This window comes from Flavobacterium melibiosi (assembly GCF_048158545.1).
Taxonomy (GTDB): Bacteria; Bacteroidota; Bacteroidia; order Flavobacteriales; family Flavobacteriaceae; genus Flavobacterium; species Flavobacterium melibiosi.
The window spans coordinates 1-18,846 of the sequence record NZ_JBLNKU010000024.1; the positions used below are offsets into that span (position 1 = coordinate 1).

Sequence of the window (18,846 nt, forward strand, 5' to 3'; positions counted from 1 at the left end):
GAAATGGAATTTTTTGAGGACTTGAAGCGAATAGCCCGACCCATTATAAAAAAGAGGCAATTACCTATAACGATAATTGCCTCTTTTTTTATAATGGGGAACGCCCAAATGATATTTCTAATAAGCTATTTTAATTTCAAACTCACATGAATCAATATAACAATCATAAATTAAATTCCAAAGCAAATATTTACGCTTAATTTATGTTCCTCCAAAGGTTTTAGGATTGATCCAAACTTTTTCTCAAAAAGAAAAGAGATAAAAATAAAAAACCCTTTAAACGTTGTCTTCAACGAATAAAGGGTTTTTAAAGTGCGGATAATAGGACTCGAACCTACACGCCTTGCGGCACCAGATCCTAAGTCTGGCATGTCTACCAATTTCACCATATCCGCGCAATTGTGGGTGCAAAGATAAACATAACTTCCAATTTTCAAAGTAAATTTCACAAAAAATATTCATACTCTTTTTTGTACTTTTGAAATACAAACAAAATCAATAATGGAAAATATAAAATCATACGTTCAACAACACAAAGACCGCTTCATAGACGAATTAATTGAATTATTGAAAATCCCATCAGTAAGCGCCGACACTGCTTATTCTCAAGATGTTATAGACACTTCCGAGGCTGTAAAAGTAAGTTTAGAAAAAGCAGGTTGCGATTTTGTAGAGATTTGCGATACCCCGGGTTATCCAATTGTATACGGTGAAAAAATTATTGATAAATCACTGCCAACGATTCTCGTTTACGGTCATTATGACGTTCAACCACCAGATCCTATGGAATTATGGACCTCTCCACCCTTTGAACCAGTTATCAAAAAAACCGATATTCATCCTGAAGGTGCCATTTTTGCCCGAGGATCTTGTGACGATAAAGGCCAAATGTACATGCACGTAAAAGCATTGGAATATATGGTACAATCGAATACTCTACCTTGTAATGTAAAATTCATGATTGAAGGTGAAGAGGAAATTGGTTCTAAAAGTTTGAGTTGGTTTGTGGAACGCAATCAGGAAAAACTAAAAAATGATGTGATTTTAATTTCTGATACCGGAATGATTTCAAATCAGCAACCCTCTATTACGACCGGTTTACGTGGATTAAGTTATGTCGAAGTCGAAGTTACAGGACCTAATCGTGATTTGCATTCCGGATTGTATGGCGGTGCAGTAGCCAATCCCATTAATGTTTTGGCCAAGATGATTGCTTCTCTTCATGACGAAAACAATCACATCACAATTCCTGGTTTCTATGATAATGTAGAAGAATTATCCTTGGAAGAAAGAGCCGAAATGGCCAAAGCACCTTTCAATTTAGAAAATTACAAAAAAGCTTTAGACTTAAATGACGTTTATGGCGAAAAAGGATATGTAACTAACGAAAGAAATTCCATTCGTCCTACGCTGGACGTCAACGGAATCTGGGGCGGATACACCGGAGAAGGTGCCAAAACCGTTATTGCAAGCAAAGCTTTCGCCAAAATTTCGATGCGTTTGGTTCCTAATCAAGATTGGGAGGAAATCACCGAACTTTTCACGAAATATTTCATAAGCCTTGCCCCAGCAGGCGTTACTGTAAAAGTAAAACCACATCATGGTGGACAAGGATACGTAACCCCAATAGACAGCATTGGCTACAAAGCCGCAAACATGGCATATACAGAAACCTTTGGCGTTCCGGCCATTCCCGTGCGTTCCGGAGGAAGTATTCCAATCGTAGCATTATTCGAAAAAGAACTGAAAAGCAAAACCATTTTGATGGGATTTGGATTGGACAGCGATGCCATTCACTCGCCAAACGAACATTTCGGGATCTTCAATTACCTGAAAGGAATTGAAACCATTCCGTTGTTTTACAAATATTTTGTGGAGTTGAGTAAGTAGCATTTTTCCACAAAGACACTAAGTCCCAAAGAAAATTCATTTAAATCCGTTCTCCAATGAGCGGATTTTTTTTGGCGTTTCCCGCTAAAAAAAGGCGGGTCAGGCTTTCCGTTGCAATCCTTAACGCAACATCCCCACAGCCAAAATATCTTCACTCAAAATTTGCATAATAAGAATGGATAAGCGACCATGCTGGCAAAGTCTCCTGACTTTGTACCCAATCATATATGCCGTTTACATTTACTAATGTTAATTGCTCATTGTTGTGGGCGCAAAAGTCAGACACATTTTCACAGCATACACAACAACACTTTTCGGGGTAGAATCTTCGAGTCAATTGGATACTTTACGCACTCCTAATAAGTATACATCTTTTTTGTTAGACTGCTTATTTGCGTGAGAGACAGCAGTAAAAATCCTCCGGATTTTTCTTCGGGAGATTACTTCACCTATTCGTTATTTTTATTGGAGTTCAGTAAACTTCGTTTGTAACGAATTACCCGACCCAAAGTTTTACGGAGGGTCACGCCCAAAGAATCCTTATTGGATAAGTGAAGTACGAAAAAAAATCCGCAACTCTCCAAGTTTATCAAGAGCTGCAGATTTATCAAACTAAAAAATCTAAAATAAAACTACTAACTAAAAACTTTATTCAGGTTATATCCCAAGTAGGGCATTGCTTGTTCTTTGAAAACAACACCGTATTCTTCTAATTCTTTCAAAATAGGCAAATACACTTCTTTACAAATGGGAAGTTGCACTCCCAAAGTGGTAATTTTACCATTCAATATTAACAATGTAGCCATAGCAACTGGTAAACCAACAGTTTTTGCCATGGCGGTATAGGTTTGATCGTCACCCATACAAACCATTTTAGAATCTATTTGCTCTTTTTTGCCATTTAACTCGTACCCAAATTTGTGATACATAACAATCATATCTTTATCATTCGGTTGAAGTGTCCAACTATCGGTCAATATTCTTTCCAGTATTTGTGCCGGAGTAGCATTCTTCAAACCAACTTTTTTGTTGCTATTGAATAAATCCAGCTCCAAAAGCTTATCCCACATAATATCATCTTGGTCAATCTTGAGAATCAAACGAGTCTTGATTTCTACGGAATCCGTTGGATGATACGGCAAGAAAGAATTGACGAATTCTCTATAAGTCATGTTTTCAGAATCTTCCATAATATAACCATCATCTGTCATTCCCAATTGGACAAACATATTCCATGCTTTAGAAAAACCAACTTTTCGAATAGTTCCTCTATATAAAGTAAGCACATTATCTAAACCATACACACTTCTGTATTTTAGGGAATCCCGATTTGAATACGCTTCAAATCGACCATAACCTTCCACGTCAAGAAATTCCGTTCTGCGGAATAAATTGCAATATGGGATGTACTTATAGGTTCCTTCCTGAATAAATTTGGCAGCACCACCCTGTCCAGCAAGAACTACATTGCGCGGTGCCCAGGTAAATTTATAATTCCAAAGATTCGTGTCAGACTCAGGGGCTACTAGTCCACCACAAAAGGATTCAAAAAGAAGCATTTCACCTCCTCTGTCCTTAATTTCATCAATAACTTTCATCGCACTCATGTGATCTATCCCAGGATCAAGTCCAATTTCATTCATGAAAATCAGATTGTTTTCTTTGGCCGCAGCATCCAATTCCTGCATGGCATCACTTACATAAGAAGCGGTAACCAAATGCTTTTTATACATAATACAATCTTTAGCGATTTCAATATGCAAATGAGCGGGCAACATTGAAATTACAATATCAGCAATTTGTATGGCTTTTTTTCTTTGATTTTCATCAAAAATATCCAAGGCAATTGCCGTTGCATTGGGGTGATTATCTATCTTTTTTTGGGCTAAAGCCAATGACAAATCACCAATAACGAGATGCAGATTCTCTTTTTCAGATTTATTTAAAAGATAATGGATCAAAGATGAAGCTGATCTTCCTGCCCCAATGATTAAAATTGTTCTCATTTTTTTACATTTATAACACAAAAGTACAAAATTGTTGTATTTACAACAAATAGAATTCATTAAAAAACAAAAAAATAATTTAATTGAAGCGTTAAAAAATACTAAAATGTACAATATATAAAAATCAAGCCTCAAAAAAGAATTTTGAGAATTTCTTTTACAATGATTAGATAAGAGATACTTTTGTATAGAAAATAAATTAAAAAAATGGATAAGAAAATAATTTCAACAGCAGCGATATTTGGGATGATAGCGATAATTTTAGGAGCATTTGGCGCACATGCCCTAAAAAAAGTACTGTCTCTGGAACAACTTTCCACTTTTGAGACCGGAGTACGCTATCAAATGTACCATGCTATCTTTTTATTATTTATTGGACTAACAAATGACCTGTCCCAAAAAGCAAAAAAAACAATCTATTTTTTAGTTCTTTTTGGAGTGATTTTATTTTCAGGATCGATTTATTTGTTGGCAACAAATGGTCTGACTTCTTTTGATTTTAAGGTCATCGGATTTGTGACACCCATCGGCGGGCTCCTATTAATACTGGCCTGGGGAGTTTTACTACTGAATATTATTAATAAAAAATCATAAAAACAAGATAATCAAATCCTATCTGAAATATAATTTCTACTTTTGCAGTCTATAAAACAAACACACACAACATCAAATTTATGGACAATAACATCCTTATCTCGCAATCGATTTCGTTAAAAGACTTAGGAATTGAAAATGCAAAAGTTAATTACCAATTATCCCCAGACGAATTACATGAAATTACAATAAAATCTGGTCAAGGAGTGGAGAGCTCTACAGGAGCATTGGCAATTAATACAGGTGAATATACCGGACGGTCGCCATTAGATCGTTTTATTGTAAAAGACAGCATAACTGAAAACCAAGTTTGGTGGGGAAAAGTAAATATTCCTTTCGAATCAGATGCATTTGAAGCTTTATACAAAAAAGTTACTGCTTATTTATCCCATAAAGAAGTTTTCGTTAGAGACTCGTATGTATGTGCAGATCCTAATTACAGATTAAATGTGAGAGTTGTCACGGAAACCGCTTGGGCAAATTTATTTTGCTACAATATGTTTTTGAGACCAGATCTTGAAGAACTTGCACACTTTTCTCCGGAATGGACCTTACTTTGCGTACCCAGTTTCCTTGCAGATCCAGCAGTTGACGGCACACGTCAAAGCAATTTTGCCATATTAGACTTTACAAGAAAAGTAGTTTTAATAGGTGGGACAGGATATACGGGTGAAATGAAAAAAGGAATTTTCTCTGCTTTGAATTTTATCTTGCCTGTTTTTAAAAACACATTACCAATGCATTGCAGCGCTAATGTGGGTGATGAAGGAGATACCGCTATCTTCTTTGGTTTATCAGGAACCGGTAAAACAACTTTATCAGCGGATCCACAAAGAAAACTTATTGGAGATGATGAACATGGCTGGACGAATGAAAACACCGTTTTTAATTTTGAAGGAGGCTGCTATGCCAAAGTAGTAAACCTTTCTGAAGAAAACGAACCCGATATTTTCAGAGCCATTAAAAAAGGAGCTATTTTAGAAAATGTAATTTTCAAAGACGGAACTAACGAAGTAGATTTTCAAGATGTTTCCATAACACCAAATACCAGAGTGAGTTACCCAATTTATCATATTGATAACATTCAGCCGGGTTCTATTGGAAAAAATCCAAAAAACATCTTCTTCTTAACTGCAGATTCTTTTGGTATTTTACCTCCAATTTCTAAACTGACACCTGGTCAGGCTGCGTATCACTTTATTTCAGGATATACGGCAAAAGTTGCCGGAACTGAAGCTGGTGTGACGGAGCCACAACCTAATTTTTCTGCTTGTTTTGGTGCGCCTTTTATGCCGTTACACCCAACAAAATATGCTGAAATGTTAAGCAAAAAAATGAAAGATTCTAATGTAAAAGTTTGGCTGATCAATACTGGTTGGACAGGCGGACCTTACGGAATAGGAAGCCGAATGAAATTAAAATACACTCGTGCTATGATTACCGCTGCTTTAAACGGAGAATTAGATGCTGTAGCGTATGAAAATCACACAGTATTTGGAATTGCAAAACCACAATCTTGCCCGAATGTTCCCAGCGAAATATTGAATCCTAGAAATACTTGGGAAGATCCAGAGCTATACGATAAAAAAGCGGTTGAATTAGCACAGAAATTCAAAGCTAACTTCGCCAAATTTGAAGAATTTGCTAATGCCGAAATTATGGCAGGAGCTCCTTTAGCATAAGTTGTTATTAATTCAAAAACCAAAAAGTCGTTCGTCATGAACGGCTTTTTTTATGCCTAAAAATTACTAACCAAAAACCAACTATTTATACCATTATCTAAAATTTGGCGTTAAATTTGTTATCATCACACGAGCCTGAAAGGCGAACTGACAAATCAATCAAAAACTCAATCAATCATGTTAAAACAATTTTTCATCCTCTGTTCCGGAGCCGACAAAAACCTCCTTGAAGGTTGTTCCGAAGGTGAACAAACCAAATATGTTGGTATTGGCGCCACTGTTTTTTTTACTGCTGTCATGGCTTTTATTGCCAGTGGGTATGCGCTTTTTACTGTTTTCGACAATGTGTATCCTGCTTTACTCTTTGGATTAGTTTGGAGTTTACTTATTTTCAATTTAGATCGTTTTATTGTTTCTACCATCCGAAAAAGAGACCAATTTGGAAGTGAATTTCTACAAGCTACACCCCGAATTATTTTGGCAGTAATCATTGCAATAGTAATTTCAAAACCATTGGAAATTAAAATCTTCGAAAAAGAGATTAATACCGTTTTATTGAAAGAGAAAAACGCTATGGCCTTAAACAACAAAAAGGAAGTGGCTAATTATTTCAAATCGGATTTAGACAAAAATAAAGCTAATATAGCGAGTTTAAAATCAGAAATCACCAAGAAGGAAAAAGAAGTCAATACGCTCTACGAAACCTATATTACTGAGGCCGAAGGAACCGCCGGAACCAAAAAATTAGGCAAAGGCCCCGTTTTTAAAGAAAAAATAGCCAAACATGATTTGGTTAAGAAAGAACTGGATACTTTACAAAAAACCAACTTAGCCAAAATTGCTGAAATGGAGCTGAAATCTAAAACACTTCAAGCAGATTTAGACAAAAAAGTAACCGAAACCCAACCCATAATTGATGGATTTGACGGTTTAATGGCACGAATCAATGCGTTGAATAAATTACCTTGGTTGCCTTCCTTTTTTATCATGCTGTTATTTCTGGCAATCGAAACTTCCCCAATTATTGCTAAATTGTTATCCCCAAAAGGAGAATATGATTTTAAACTGGAAGATTTGGAAACGGCTCTAAAAGCTACTTTGGAGCAAGACAAATACCAACGAAGTTTACTGGTGAAAACCAGTGCTTCTATGCACGATAAAGTCTATGAAGATATAGCCCAAGATAAAAACCTATACGACTTGCAGCGCAAGAAAGCGACTGAATTGCTGGAATTGCAAGCCCATAATTTTGTAGAAAAACAGAAAAGAACTTTATAATAAAAACAAACCCGACAAGCTTTAAACATGTCGGGTTTTCTATTTTTTAAACTTATAAATTCTAACTTATAAATTACATATAACTCAAAATTTCTTTTTTGAAAGCATCATATTCGCCTTGCAAAATCAATCCGTTATCCAGTAATTTTTTATAATTCTGCAGTTTTTCAAAAAGTTCATCCTGCGACAATCCACTTAATCCATTTTCCTTTGGAGTTTCAGCCGGAGTATTAAACTGCTCGTTTTCCATAGTATAAACTGGTGGCGTAACTGGCATTATTTCAGCAAAACTGGTAACTTCTTCCGTTTCCATTTCTTCAATAACTTCCACTTCTTCAATTGGAACCGCAACTTCCTCCATTATTGGTGCATTTGAAACAGCGCCACCTTTCAAAATATCCAATTGTTCTTTGGCGTAAGTAAATATTTTTCGAGCTTGAATTTTAGGGATGTAATCAATCGAAACCTCCATATTGGTTCTCGTCGTAAAAGAAAACTCTGAACCCAGAATATTTTCTTTCACAAAAGTTCCTTCTATCTCGTCCCAAGTGTAATCGATAAAATTCATGGAAAGTCCCAGATTTTTTGGCTGACAAATGATGATTCTTTTATTGGTCATCACAATACTATCCGGTAAAACGGTAATAGCTGGTTTTTTTTGAACAGCAATATACCCGATTTCTTCATTCTTCATCAATAAATCACTCAATTTTGAAGCGATTTTTTCGATGGCTTTAGAATCTTGTTCTTCGTTTAAAAACTTCTTAAATTGTTCTTTCATATGCTTTTTTCTATTGCTTTTTTTATGGTCATATGTAATTCGCAGACACCAAATGGTATTTACATCGAATTATTATTATGCTCATTTCATATTATATGCTGAATTTACTCAGTATGTGTTTATAATTTTTATTCTGATTTTCTTCGCAAAAGTAATGCCTAATTTTCTAATTCTTGAATTTCGCTCTGCATTTTCTTTGTTAAACTTTTGAAAACCAATTCGTAGGAATGATCTATCAGTTCTTTGAAAAGGGCATCTTGAACATCTCTATTTACAGCAATCGTGTTCCAATGCATTTTATTCATGTGAAATCCCGGTTGAATAGCATCATATTCAGCTCTCAATTCCTGAGCGCGCTCCGGATCACATTTCAAATTCACTGCTGGCTGTCCTTTTTCCCATTGGCTTAATGACGACAAAGCAAATATTTTACCCCCTACTTTAAAGACTAAAGTATCTTCATCAAAAGGGAAATGTTCGGTCACTCCTTTTTTAGAAAGACAGTATTCGTAATACGTTTCTAGATTCATCGTTTAAAATTATTTCTAAGTCAAATTATTTTCTTTTCCATCATTTTTTCTGGATTTTCCAATGCTGTAAAACCAAATTTCTCATATAAAAAATGCGCATCCGATGTCGCTAATCGCCAAATTTTAACCTCTTTTAGTTTAGGCTCCGTCATCATACTGTTTATTAAAATAGAGGAATATCCTTTACCTCGATGTTCTTCAGCAATAAAAACATCCATTAAATAGGCCAAAACGACATAGTCCGTAATAACTCGTGCGAAACCAATTTGTTTGTCATTTAAATAAATTCCGAAACAAAACGAATTATCAATTGTAATTTGAACTTCGGCCATTGTTCGTCCTGCAGCCCAATAAATATCTTTCAGAAACTGTTGAATAAACGGAACGTCTAGCTTATTTTTATCTGTTGAAACGGACACGAGCCCATAAGGCGAACTGGCGGAGCATATCATATTTTATATAGTATCGGTTTACTTGGACTCGCATCATTTTCGAAAGAAGCAATTTGCAAATTCAACAAATAACTTCCATCTTTTACTTCATTTGGAACAAAGATCATCTCGGTAATCGTGCAATCCAATCGGGCATCTGCATTCAGATTATTGACATCTTTTACATTCCAAAACGCTTTGTGCGCCAATAATTTACCTTCATCATGCTCTTTGTCGACACTTGGCAAATCAATAAGTAAATGCTTAATCCCACTTTCGCGAATGAAACGCGCAGCAGCCTCATCCAGATAAGACGGATTCGTATTCGAATATTTTAAATGTTTTTTTGATTCTAAATTGGGAATTGTTCTAATGACAATCGCTTCTCTTGGAATACCTAACTTCAATGTCACATCGAGCGCAGTCGAGATGCTATCCAAAGTAATCACCAAATCTTCACCTTGTCTTTCTGGCACAACCGAAATCAATTCTGCCGAAAAGAAAAACTGTTTCAACGACTGATTGATGCTGTAAAATTCTCGTGTAATATGCCCCAGACATTCGGTATGGGTTCCGTGCCCGTGTGGATTAAAAAAAATGTTGTTAAAATTGGTAGATGACTTTCCTTCCGAAACTTTACCAATCCATTCCCCAAAAACAACGGGTTCAATGACTGGTTTATCGATATACCAAGCAATTGGATTTTCATCAGTATTCGTCAACGGAATCGAAATATCAATTGGTTTTGATAGATCGACCTCAATGGTTTGATTGTTATGTTTGATTGTTGCTAACACAAATTATTTTTTTATGCCGCTAAGGCGCTAAGGCGCAAAGATTCGTATCAAACTTTACTCATTTCTTTGTGCCTTTGTGTCTTTGTGGCGAATTTTAACTATTCCAAATTTAAGTAAAATAAATCCGATGCAATTCCATCCGTCAAAAACTTTCCTTTTTTGGTAGGTTTTAAAATGTTGTTTTCAATAAAAACTAAATCGTCTTCGAGGAATTTTTGAGCCTGTTTATTAAGATACTCCAAATATGCATTCCCAAATTCAGTTTCGATTCTATCCAAAGAGACTCCCCAAATGGTTCTCAAACCCGTCATAACATATTCGTTATATCGATCAGCTGTCGAAAGGATTTCTATTTCGTTAGGCAATTTATTTTCTTGAATGGATTTCAAATAAATCGAATTATTCGAAACATTCCAACTTCGGGAAATCCCGTTATAACTGTGTGCCGAAGGACCAATTCCAATGTATTTTTTCCCCAACCAATACGCCGAATTGTTCTTAGAAAAATAATTGGCCTTTCCAAAATTCGATAATTCATAATGAATAAAATCATTGGCTTCGAGCATTTCGACCAAAATAGCAAAATGTTCTTGGGCAACTTCATCTTTAGGTGCAGTAATTTTTCCGGTTTGAATCAGTTTGTTCAATGCCGTTTTTGGTTCCACCGTCAAGGCATAACTCGAAATATGAGGAATACCAAATGACAACGCTGTTTCAATATTTTGTTTCCATTTCTCATTACTCATTCCCGGAATTCCGTAAATTAAATCAAGAGAAATATTTTCGAAATACTTGGTCGCTTCTTCCAAACATTTTTTGGCTTCCGCCGAATTATGAGCGCGGTTCATCAGTTGTAAATCTTCTTCAAAAAACGACTGAATCCCAATGCTTAATCGATTTATTGGGCTTTTGGACAATTCGAGAATTCGTTCCCTTGACAAATCATCAGGATTCGCTTCAAGCGTAATTTCTAGATTTTCAGAAACTTTATAATTGCTATAAACTGCTTCAATCAGGAAATTAATTTCTTCGGAAGTTAAAACACTTGGAGTTCCACCTCCGAAATAAATAGTTTCCACTCCCGAGAATTCGGGATCAGTCTCAAACTCACTTTTGCGCATTTGCAATTCCTTGGCAATAGCCAAAACCAATTCCTCCTTTTTCTTCATTGAAGTCGAAAAATGGAAGTCGCAGTAATGACAAGCCTGCTTGCAAAATGGGATATGGATGTAGATTCCTGACATAATTAGTGGTCAGTGGTCAGCTTTCTAGTGATCAGTTCTGCAAACTGAACACTGATAACTGAAAACTATTTTTTTACTCGTTCTTCGTTTTGTTTGACAAATGCATCCCAACCGGTATAACTTTTCTCCCCAACCACTTTTCCGGAGTTGAAAAAATGACAAACAGCTGCTGCTAATCCGTCCGTGCTATCGAGGTTTTTAGGCAATTCTTTCAATCCTAATAATTGTTGAAGCATTTTAGCAACTTGCTCTTTGCTGGCGTTTCCGTTTCCGGTAATTGCCATTTTTATTTTCTTTGGTTCGTATTCGGTAATGGGTATATCTCTCGAAAGTCCTGCTGCCATGGCCACGCCTTGTGCACGTCCCAACTTCAACATCGATTGTACGTTTTTACCAAAGAAAGGCGCTTCAATCGCAATTTCATCTGGATTGTGGGTATCGATTAACTCAATGGTCCGTTCGAAAATGATTTTCAGTTTCTGGTAATGATTATCGTATTTGGACAATTGCAATTCGTTCAGTTGCAAAAATTCCATTTTTTTATTGACAATTTTTATCAATCCAAAACCCATAATCGTAGTCCCTGGGTCAATTCCCAATATGATGCGCTCGTTTGCCAATTTTAATTTGTTATTTTGCAGTAATGATTACAATTCCTCACAAAGCTAAGCAATTCCTCGTTCTTATAATCAAAGTTTTGATTGTGGGTGGCGCATTCTATTTTATTTACAATCAATTGGCGAATAACGACAAACTGGATTGGCAAAAATTCATCGTTTTATTTCAGAAAAATCAGTCAGTTGGTGGAATTGTCTTCATTTTATTTCTAAGTGTTTTGAATCGGTTTTTTGAAATTTTGAAATGGCAGAATTTGGTAGGATTTCTCCATAAAATAGCTTTAGGCGAAGCAACTAAACAAGTTCTTGGCGCACTGACTGCAGGACTGTTTACTCCAAACGGCGTGGGGGAATATGCCGGAAAAACACTGTTTTTTGAAAAAAAAGACACTAAAAACGTCATTTTTTTAAACCTGATCTGCAACGGAATCCAAATGATTTTGACCGTTATTTTTGGAATTTTAGGCTTATTGTATTTCAATGCACAATACGATGTGATTACCACAAAAACCGTCGCACTCCTTTTTGGATTGCTAATACTGGTATTTCTTGTTTCTTTTCTCTTGAAAAAATTCACGATTAAAGGCTATTCCATCGAAAGATTGATTCATAAGATTAACGAAATCCCAAAACCCATTCATCAAAAAAACATCTTTTTAGCGCTTTGTCGTTTCTTGGTTTTTTCACACCAATATTATTTTTTATTTCTGGCTTTTGATGTTGATCTGCCTTATTTAATAGTCATTGCCACAATCACAAGTGTTTATTTTTTAGCTTCCTCCTTGCCTACTTTCCAATTTTTAGACTTTGCCGTAAAAGGAAGTGTAGCCGTGTATTTCTTTGAAATTCTGGGTGTAAACGAATGGATAGTGATTTTTGTGACCACACTCATGTGGTTTCTGAATGTGGTTTTGCCGGTAGTTATTGGCAGTTATTATGTAATGAATTTTAAAATCCTCTCCCCTCCCGAAGCTTCGGGACTCTCCAAAGGAGAGGGAGATAAAACTTAATAAAATAATTATGATTACAATTGTTTTATTTTTGCCACTTTTGATTTATGCAGTTTTTATTGGACTTTTGATTTATGGTTTAACCAAAGTAAATACAATTGATTACATTGGTTTAAAGCCAAAAACAAAATTTTCGATTATAATCCCTTTTCGGAATGAAGCGGAGAATCTACCTATTTTATTAGACAGTCTATCGAAGTTGAATTATCCGATGGAATTGTTCGAAGTGATTTTGGTCGATGACGAATCTCAAGAAAGATTTCAGATTTCGAACTTCAGGTTTCAAGTCTCAATTATAAAGAACATTCGGATTTCGAATTCACCTAAGAAAGACGCAATTGTAACCGCGATGCAGATCGTAAATACGGACTGGATTATCACCACTGATGCCGATTGCGCAGTCAATAAAAACTGGTTATTGACACTGGATAATTACATTCAGCTTCATGATGTTTCCATGCTCGCAGGAGCGGTAACATATGATTGTGGTAATTCATTTTTGCATCATTTCCAGCAATTGGATTTAGCCAGTTTACAGGGCGCTACTATTGGGAGTTTTGGTATCAACAAAGGATTTATGTGCAATGGCGCCAACTTTGCGTATACCAAATCCTTTTTTCAGGAACTAAATGGCTTTAATGGAAATGATAGAATTGCAAGTGGTGATGATGTTTTCCTGTTGCAAAAAGCGATCACCCAGTTTCCTGAAAAAGTCCATTATTTGAAATCTGAAAATAACATTGTCATCACAAAATCATTGGATGATTGGAAATCGCTATTCTATCAAAGAGTACGTTGGGCATCTAAAACAAGTTCGTATCAAAGTACTTTCGGAAAAGGATTGGGATTGTTGGTTCTCGGGGGAAATTTAGGTTTGGTTTTGGGTATTAGCTTTTGGGTATTCGGTGTGGTTCCATTTCAAAATATTTTTTTGTTATTCCTATTGAAATTTACTGTTGATGTTATTTTGATTTACAAAGCCAATCATTTTTTGAATAAAAGTAAAATACGCTATTTGGTTTGGAGCAGTTTTTTGTATCCGTTTTTTAGCACGAGTGTGGCTTTGTATTCTTTGCTTGGTAAATATGAGTGGAAAGGGAGAAAATTTTAGATTGAAGATTTTTGATTAACGATTTTTGATTTCAGATCTATCGCACAAGTCAATACACTTGGAATAATCGGCAAATCAATCTGAAATCAAAAATCGTTAATCTTCATTCAAAAATCCTTTTAAGAGCTACTCTACTTTAAGAATAACTGGAAGAATAAATTGTGTTTTTACAGGAATTCCGCGTTTGATGGCGGGGTTAATTTTTGGAAAATCAACCAAACGGACTTTAAGAATACTGTCAATTTTGATTTTATCGTAGGCAACGGAATCTTTTGGAAATTGAGGCTCGAATTGCATCGTTGCATTTGGAAAAACAGTAACCTTTACTTCAATTGTATCCAGTTCAGGATAGAGGACCGAAAGGGTATCAACGCTCAATTTTTCCTGAATCAGCTGCGTTAAAACTTCGAAAAAACATTGTTGACGTTGTTTTTTATCTTCTATTTTTTCACAATCTACTACCGATGGGTATTCATCGACTTCTTTCCAGTTGATTGATTTCAGTTCCTTTTGCAACAATTCCTTTTCCGAAGGAATTTGCTTGTCAAAGTATTGACAGGAATTAAAAAATATAAATACTAAAAAGAGGTAATACTGCTTCAAGGTTTTGTTTTTGAATTGGACTAATATTCTATAAAAATACAATTATTTTTTTTGAGATGCTTTCGAAAGCAAATAATCTTCGTAGTTTTTAGCAAACCATTTCTTTTTGTTTTCGATAGCAATTTCTTTTTGATCTGGATACAAAGCCACCAATCGATCTGAAAAAATAGCAATCTGAATCGTATATTTATAGAATTCCTCCTTTGTCAATACTAAATTTGGATTTGATTTTTTATCGGAAAACTCAAAAAAAAGTGCATCAAACTCTTTCAAAGAAAAATTTAATACTTTTACTCTATTCTCGTTGTAAATAGCTTCCTTTAAAATCGCATCATTGCTATTTACAATTTTTTTCTGGGCATTTACAGTCCCAGAAGAAAAAGCGAAAAAGAACATAATCGAAAATAGAATACTTAATTTAATCCCTTTCATAAGCTAGTTACGTGTTGCTTTTGTGTTTTCAAAATTACTAAAAATAAATTTATGGATGTACTGCTTTTGGTTATTGGTTTTATGTGTGTAATTTTAGGCATTTTTGGTAGTTTTTTACCAGTTTTACCTGGACCAAGTGTGAGTTGGGTTGGATTGGCATTACTTTATTTTACGAATGCTGTTCCGGCTAACTATTGGATTTTAGGAATTGCTTTATTGATTACAATTGTTATTTCCGTTTTGGATTATGTGATTCCGGCTAAAGGAACAAAGAGATTTGGCGGAAGTTCGTATGGCATTTGGGGAACTAATATTGGCTTGATTGTTGGAATTCTTGCTCCTATCCCTTTTGGCTTCATTATCGGCCCATTTGTTGGCGCTTTAATTGGAGAACTTTTTTTCGATTCTAAAGATCATAAACGGGCTTTGAAAGCAGCAGCTGGATCATTCATTGGTTTACTGGCTTCCAGCTTTATGAAATTTGTGATTTGTGTAATGTATTTAGGATTGTTTCTGACTATTGTATGGCAATATAAATCAGAGTTATTTTAATTTACAAACGTTCTTAAAATCAAAAAAGCCTTTCAGTTACGAAAGGCTTTCTTAAATCTAGCGGTCTGGACGGGACTCGAACCCGCGACCCCATGCGTGACAGGCATGTATTCTAACCAACTGAACTACCAAACCTGCTTTATTTTTAATCAAAAAAGCTATCCACAAAAGTGGAAAGCTTTTCATTGGTCTAACTACTAAACCCGCTACGAGTTACAAATTCGTAGCAAACAACACAACTAGCTTTAGATACCTTATTGGGGCAAAAAAGCCTTTCAGTTATGAAAGGCTTCTCCCAATATTAGCGGTCTGGACGGGACTCGAACCCGCGACCCCATGCGTGACAGGCATGTATTCTAACCAACTGAACTACCAAACCTGCTGCTTTATTGCGGTGGCAAAGATACAATAGATTTCCGTTTACACAAGCGTTTTTTGAAAAAATATTTGATAAAAATTTGCCGTATCACCCAAAGTTTTGTTTTTCAACTAAGTATGTCATTAAAATTTTTTCGAAACTTTCACCTACACTTACCGGAATGTACTTTATTCGGTTTTGAGAGCAGGTTAACGCCAGCTTCTTGAAGTAACTTTCTACCTGTTTTTCGTATTCTTCTTTTACATTATCTGCAAAAACAGCTACTTCTTCACCAGATTCCACATCAATAAACTTCCTCGGTGCGTTATCAAAGTCAAAATTCAACTCCGTTTTGTTATCGACAACGTGAAATAAAACCACTTTATGCTTGTTGTGTTTCAAATGTTGCAACGCATTGAACAGCGCTTCTTCTCCCGTCCCGAGACTTCGGGATTCGGGACCGGACTGAAACATATCCGTAAATAGGATAATCATCGAACGACGGTGGATTTTCTCGGCTATTTGATGTAAGAATGTAACCGTATCGGTACTTTTTTTGACCGCAGTTTTTTCCAGCAACCCTTCAAGCGCATTCAAAATCATTCTGTGATGGCGATCACTGCCTTTTTCAGGCGCGTAATACTCATATTTGTCCGAAAACACACTTAGTCCCACAGCATCGCGCTGCTTCTTTAAAAGATTCATTAAAACCGCCGAGGCCAAAACCGAAAAACCTATTTTATTTTCATAGAATTGTTGACCGTCTTTTAATTTAGGATAATGCATCGAAGAGGAATTATCGATGATGATGTGGCAACGCAAATTCGTCTCTTCCTCAAATCGTTTCGTATACAAACGGTCCGTTTTGGCAAATAACTTCCAATCGATGTGTTTGGTACTTTCGCCTACATTATAGACTTTATGTTCCGAAAATTCAGCCGAAAATCCATGAAACGGACTTTTATGCATTCCCGAAATAAAACCCTCCACAACCTGATTGGCCAGCAATTCAAGATGCTGAAAACTGGAAATTTTCTCTATTTGCGATTCGATCTTCATCTCTCAAATGTAGTAAAAGATAGAATGATTTTAAAATTAAAAGATTTCAAAAAGAAAACCAGCTCGAAAGCTAAAAAATCTCAATAAATACCACAAAGTACATTTATAAAAACCGCCGAAAAAGTTAAAAACGAATTTAAAGAAAGTGGTTGGACTTTGACAAAGAGTTGCTAACTCTGAAAATACGCAGTGGTTAAATGGGCTTATCAAAGAGGACAATAAAAAATAAATTTTCTACTACACTAATCTGCAAAATCTGCGTGAAAATTTTTAGCACGCAGATTTTGCAGATTCAGCAGATTTTATAAACCATAATACTATTTCTAATACTTAACCAAACATTTGAAAAGAGTTAGATAGAATTTCACTAATTTCCACTAATTAATTCGTGAAATTCGTGTTTTATCTTTTTTCTAATTCAAAAAAAAGGCCTGACTTTCGCCAAACCTTTTATCTGAATCCGTACAGATTCTATGTAAATCATAATCTACCGATTACAACAAAGCGTCTAAACTATCTGCGTAGGTTTGTTTCGGAGCAACTCCTACTTGTTTTCCTACTACTTCTCCGTTATGAAAAACCAACACTGTTGGAATATTTCTCACTCCGTATTTTGCAGCAAATTCTTGGTTTGCGTCAACATCAACTTTTCCTACGACTACTTTTCCAGCGTATTCTTCGCTGATTTCGTCAATGATTGGTCCAACCATTCTACAAGGCCCACACCATGCTGCCCAAAAATCCACCATTACCGGTTTGTCTGATTTCAAAACTACTTCATCAAAAGTAGCGTCTGTTATTGCTAATGCCATATTTTTTTATTTAAATGTTTAAGGTTTCAAACCTGAGTACAAATTTAGAAATTAAAAACTAATCAAACGCCATTCATAAATTAGTTTTGATTATAAGTGTATTGTCAATTGCTATTTTCAGTAAATGCAGGAGCTATTCATTTGAAGTTTAAAAATTCATTTCCAAAGTTTATCATTCTGCCAATTTTCAGGAAAACCCATTTCCTTTTCTTGCTTCATAGGACAATTACACATCAATTCTTTTAATCTTACTTTAAATGTTGTTCTAGGACTTATGATTTGTAAAATGTATTCTATACAACATATCGTTGCATAAAGCTTATTTGTATATATCTTGTCATTTTCCAAAAATGGAAATTTAGTGTTGTATGGCAGTTTTATTTTTGACAATCTTCTATTCCAAATCCGACCATGATGCGCACAAATATTTCTTAAATTACAAAAACAATGCATCCAATTTTCAAGGATAACAGCATCAGATAATCCAAAATGATTAGCAATTATTTTCTTTTCGTTTCCTTTTTTTAGGTTTTGAAATATTTTAGACAACAACCCCATACTACTAACTTCTAAACTCATCCAACATGGTGGCTCGCTAGGTTGAGTATATTTTGTTTTATAATGATCTATAAAAGTTTCATTACTTCTATCCACTTCTTTTTGAAGAGAATCTAGTTGATTTACAAAACGCATTGTGTCACGATATAGTTCTGGTTTCAAATGCCAAAAACTACCAAAAGCCATCGAAAAATGATAAATTATTTGAGTCCGAAAAGCTATTTCTATTTTTTCAATCCCATCAAAAAGAAGTAATCGCAATTGCCTATCAAAAACATACAATTCAATTATTTCTTCAAATGAAATTTTAGTAATAAAAGTATGATCTTCGTTTGAATTATCTTGAAAAGGATAAGTATAAGCTCTTAACCTACCCGTTGGGTATAATTAAATAATTTGATTTTTAATATTATTTATCGGTCTTTGAAAGATAAATTTATTGATATATTGTACCATTGTTAATGCTGTTATTTTAGCCAAAACTCTTGTTCTAAAACCTTC

18 protein-coding genes, 3 tRNA genes and 2 pseudogenes are annotated in these 18,846 nt (G+C 35.1%); 7 read left to right on the plus strand and 16 right to left on the minus strand.

From position 1 onward, the window contains the following. Window positions 1-313: 313 nt before the first annotated feature. Window positions 314-395, minus strand: a tRNA-Leu gene (locus ACM55F_RS18535). A gap of 106 nt (window positions 396-501) precedes the next feature. Between ACM55F_RS18535 and ACM55F_RS18540 the strand changes: the two genes are divergently transcribed. Beyond that, complete coding sequence (locus tag ACM55F_RS18540; protein WP_416855300.1) at window positions 502-1,890, plus strand: dipeptidase; 1,389 nt, start codon at window positions 502-504, stop codon at window positions 1,888-1,890. Between the two features lie 635 nt (window positions 1,891-2,525). On the opposite strand, the gene ACM55F_RS18545 is transcribed toward ACM55F_RS18540, so the two are convergent. Further along, window positions 2,526-3,896: a saccharopine dehydrogenase family protein gene (locus ACM55F_RS18545; protein WP_416855301.1), complete on the minus strand. Its 1,371-nt coding sequence runs from the start codon at window positions 3,894-3,896 to the stop codon at window positions 2,526-2,528. A 207-nt stretch (window positions 3,897-4,103) separates the two neighbouring features. Between ACM55F_RS18545 and ACM55F_RS18550 the strand changes: the two genes are divergently transcribed. The 3 genes from ACM55F_RS18550 to ACM55F_RS18560 all read left to right on the plus strand — a co-directional run bounded on the left by ACM55F_RS18550 (window position 4,104) and on the right by ACM55F_RS18560 (window position 7,450). Further along, the gene (locus tag ACM55F_RS18550; protein ID WP_416855302.1) at window positions 4,104-4,490 is read left to right on the plus strand and encodes a DUF423 domain-containing protein; all 387 of its coding nucleotides are present in this window, start codon (window positions 4,104-4,106) and stop codon (window positions 4,488-4,490) included. An 80-nt stretch (window positions 4,491-4,570) separates the two neighbouring features. Continuing rightward, window positions 4,571-6,172: a phosphoenolpyruvate carboxykinase (ATP) gene (pckA, locus tag ACM55F_RS18555; protein WP_416855303.1), complete on the plus strand. Its 1,602-nt coding sequence runs from the start codon at window positions 4,571-4,573 to the stop codon at window positions 6,170-6,172. 177 nt (window positions 6,173-6,349) lie between these two features. Further along, the gene (locus ACM55F_RS18560) at window positions 6,350-7,450 is read left to right on the plus strand and encodes a DUF4407 domain-containing protein (RefSeq protein WP_416855304.1); all 1,101 of its coding nucleotides are present in this window, start codon (window positions 6,350-6,352) and stop codon (window positions 7,448-7,450) included. Window positions 7,451-7,523: 73 nt separating this feature from the next. Here the strand turns inward: ACM55F_RS18560 and ACM55F_RS18565 are convergent, their stop codons facing one another. The 6 genes from ACM55F_RS18565 to ruvC form a co-directional block, all read right to left on the minus strand. Further along, window positions 7,524-8,231 carry a PH domain-containing protein gene (locus tag ACM55F_RS18565; RefSeq protein ID WP_416855305.1) on the minus strand — a complete coding sequence of 236 codons (708 nt, stop codon included), beginning with the start codon at window positions 8,229-8,231 and terminating at the stop codon, window positions 7,524-7,526. Between the two features lie 158 nt (window positions 8,232-8,389). Beyond that, window positions 8,390-8,761 carry an MmcQ/YjbR family DNA-binding protein gene (locus tag ACM55F_RS18570; protein WP_416855306.1) on the minus strand — a complete coding sequence of 124 codons (372 nt, stop codon included), beginning with the start codon at window positions 8,759-8,761 and terminating at the stop codon, window positions 8,390-8,392. Between the two features lie 20 nt (window positions 8,762-8,781). Then, window positions 8,782-9,213, minus strand: coding sequence for a GNAT family N-acetyltransferase (locus tag ACM55F_RS18575; protein ID WP_416855307.1), 432 nt, complete (start codon window positions 9,211-9,213; stop codon window positions 8,782-8,784). Next, entirely contained in the window at window positions 9,210-9,989 is a 780-nt protein-coding gene (locus ACM55F_RS18580) for a cyclase family protein (RefSeq protein WP_416855308.1), read from the minus strand. Before ACM55F_RS18580 ends, ACM55F_RS18575 begins: the two co-directional genes overlap by 4 nt. 98 nt (window positions 9,990-10,087) lie before the next feature. Further along, window positions 10,088-11,233: a radical SAM family heme chaperone HemW gene (gene hemW / locus ACM55F_RS18585; protein WP_416855309.1), complete on the minus strand. Its 1,146-nt coding sequence runs from the start codon at window positions 11,231-11,233 to the stop codon at window positions 10,088-10,090. A gap of 65 nt (window positions 11,234-11,298) precedes the next feature. Continuing rightward, on the minus strand, window positions 11,299-11,853 hold the full coding sequence (gene ruvC / locus ACM55F_RS18590; protein ID WP_073205242.1) for a crossover junction endodeoxyribonuclease RuvC: 555 nt from the start codon (window positions 11,851-11,853) through the stop codon (window positions 11,299-11,301). A gap of 23 nt (window positions 11,854-11,876) precedes the next feature. Here ruvC and ACM55F_RS18595 point away from each other — a divergent pair, with 23 nt between their 5' ends. Continuing rightward, complete coding sequence (locus ACM55F_RS18595) at window positions 11,877-12,860, plus strand: hypothetical protein (protein ID WP_416855310.1); 984 nt, start codon at window positions 11,877-11,879, stop codon at window positions 12,858-12,860. 10 nt (window positions 12,861-12,870) lie between these two features. After that, complete coding sequence (locus ACM55F_RS18600; RefSeq protein WP_416855311.1) at window positions 12,871-13,971, plus strand: glycosyltransferase family 2 protein; 1,101 nt, start codon at window positions 12,871-12,873, stop codon at window positions 13,969-13,971. A 126-nt stretch (window positions 13,972-14,097) separates the two neighbouring features. Here ACM55F_RS18600 and ACM55F_RS18605 read toward each other — a convergent pair whose 3' ends face one another. Then, window positions 14,098-14,574, minus strand: a complete 477-nt coding sequence (locus ACM55F_RS18605; protein ID WP_416855312.1) for a hypothetical protein — start codon at window positions 14,572-14,574, stop codon at window positions 14,098-14,100. A 42-nt stretch (window positions 14,575-14,616) separates the two neighbouring features. Next, a complete protein-coding gene (locus ACM55F_RS18610; protein ID WP_416855313.1) occupies window positions 14,617-15,006 on the minus strand; it encodes a hypothetical protein in 390 nt (129 codons plus the stop codon). A gap of 51 nt (window positions 15,007-15,057) precedes the next feature. Here ACM55F_RS18610 and ACM55F_RS18615 point away from each other — a divergent pair, with 51 nt between their 5' ends. Next, window positions 15,058-15,558, plus strand: coding sequence for a DUF456 domain-containing protein (locus ACM55F_RS18615; RefSeq protein ID WP_416855314.1), 501 nt, complete (start codon window positions 15,058-15,060; stop codon window positions 15,556-15,558). 61 nt (window positions 15,559-15,619) lie between these two features. Here the strand turns inward: ACM55F_RS18615 and ACM55F_RS18620 are convergent. The 6 genes and pseudogenes from ACM55F_RS18620 to ACM55F_RS18645 all read right to left on the minus strand — a co-directional run. Beyond that, window positions 15,620-15,693 (minus strand) — tRNA-Asp (locus ACM55F_RS18620). 170 nt (window positions 15,694-15,863) lie between these two features. Continuing rightward, window positions 15,864-15,937: transfer RNA gene (locus ACM55F_RS18625), tRNA-Asp, on the minus strand. An 87-nt stretch (window positions 15,938-16,024) separates the two neighbouring features. Continuing rightward, the gene (locus ACM55F_RS18630) at window positions 16,025-16,975 is read right to left on the minus strand and encodes a DUF58 domain-containing protein (RefSeq protein ID WP_416855315.1); all 951 of its coding nucleotides are present in this window, start codon (window positions 16,973-16,975) and stop codon (window positions 16,025-16,027) included. Window positions 16,976-17,469: 494 nt separating this feature from the next. Next, on the minus strand, window positions 17,470-17,787 hold the full coding sequence (trxA, locus tag ACM55F_RS18635) for a thioredoxin (protein WP_035668578.1): 318 nt from the start codon (window positions 17,785-17,787) through the stop codon (window positions 17,470-17,472). 156 nt (window positions 17,788-17,943) lie between these two features. Next, a pseudogene (locus tag ACM55F_RS18640) lies at window positions 17,944-18,705 on the minus strand (Abi family protein); the annotation flags it as partial. Between the two features lie 27 nt (window positions 18,706-18,732). Continuing rightward, a pseudogene (locus ACM55F_RS18645) lies at window positions 18,733-18,846 on the minus strand (IS982 family transposase); the annotation flags it as partial.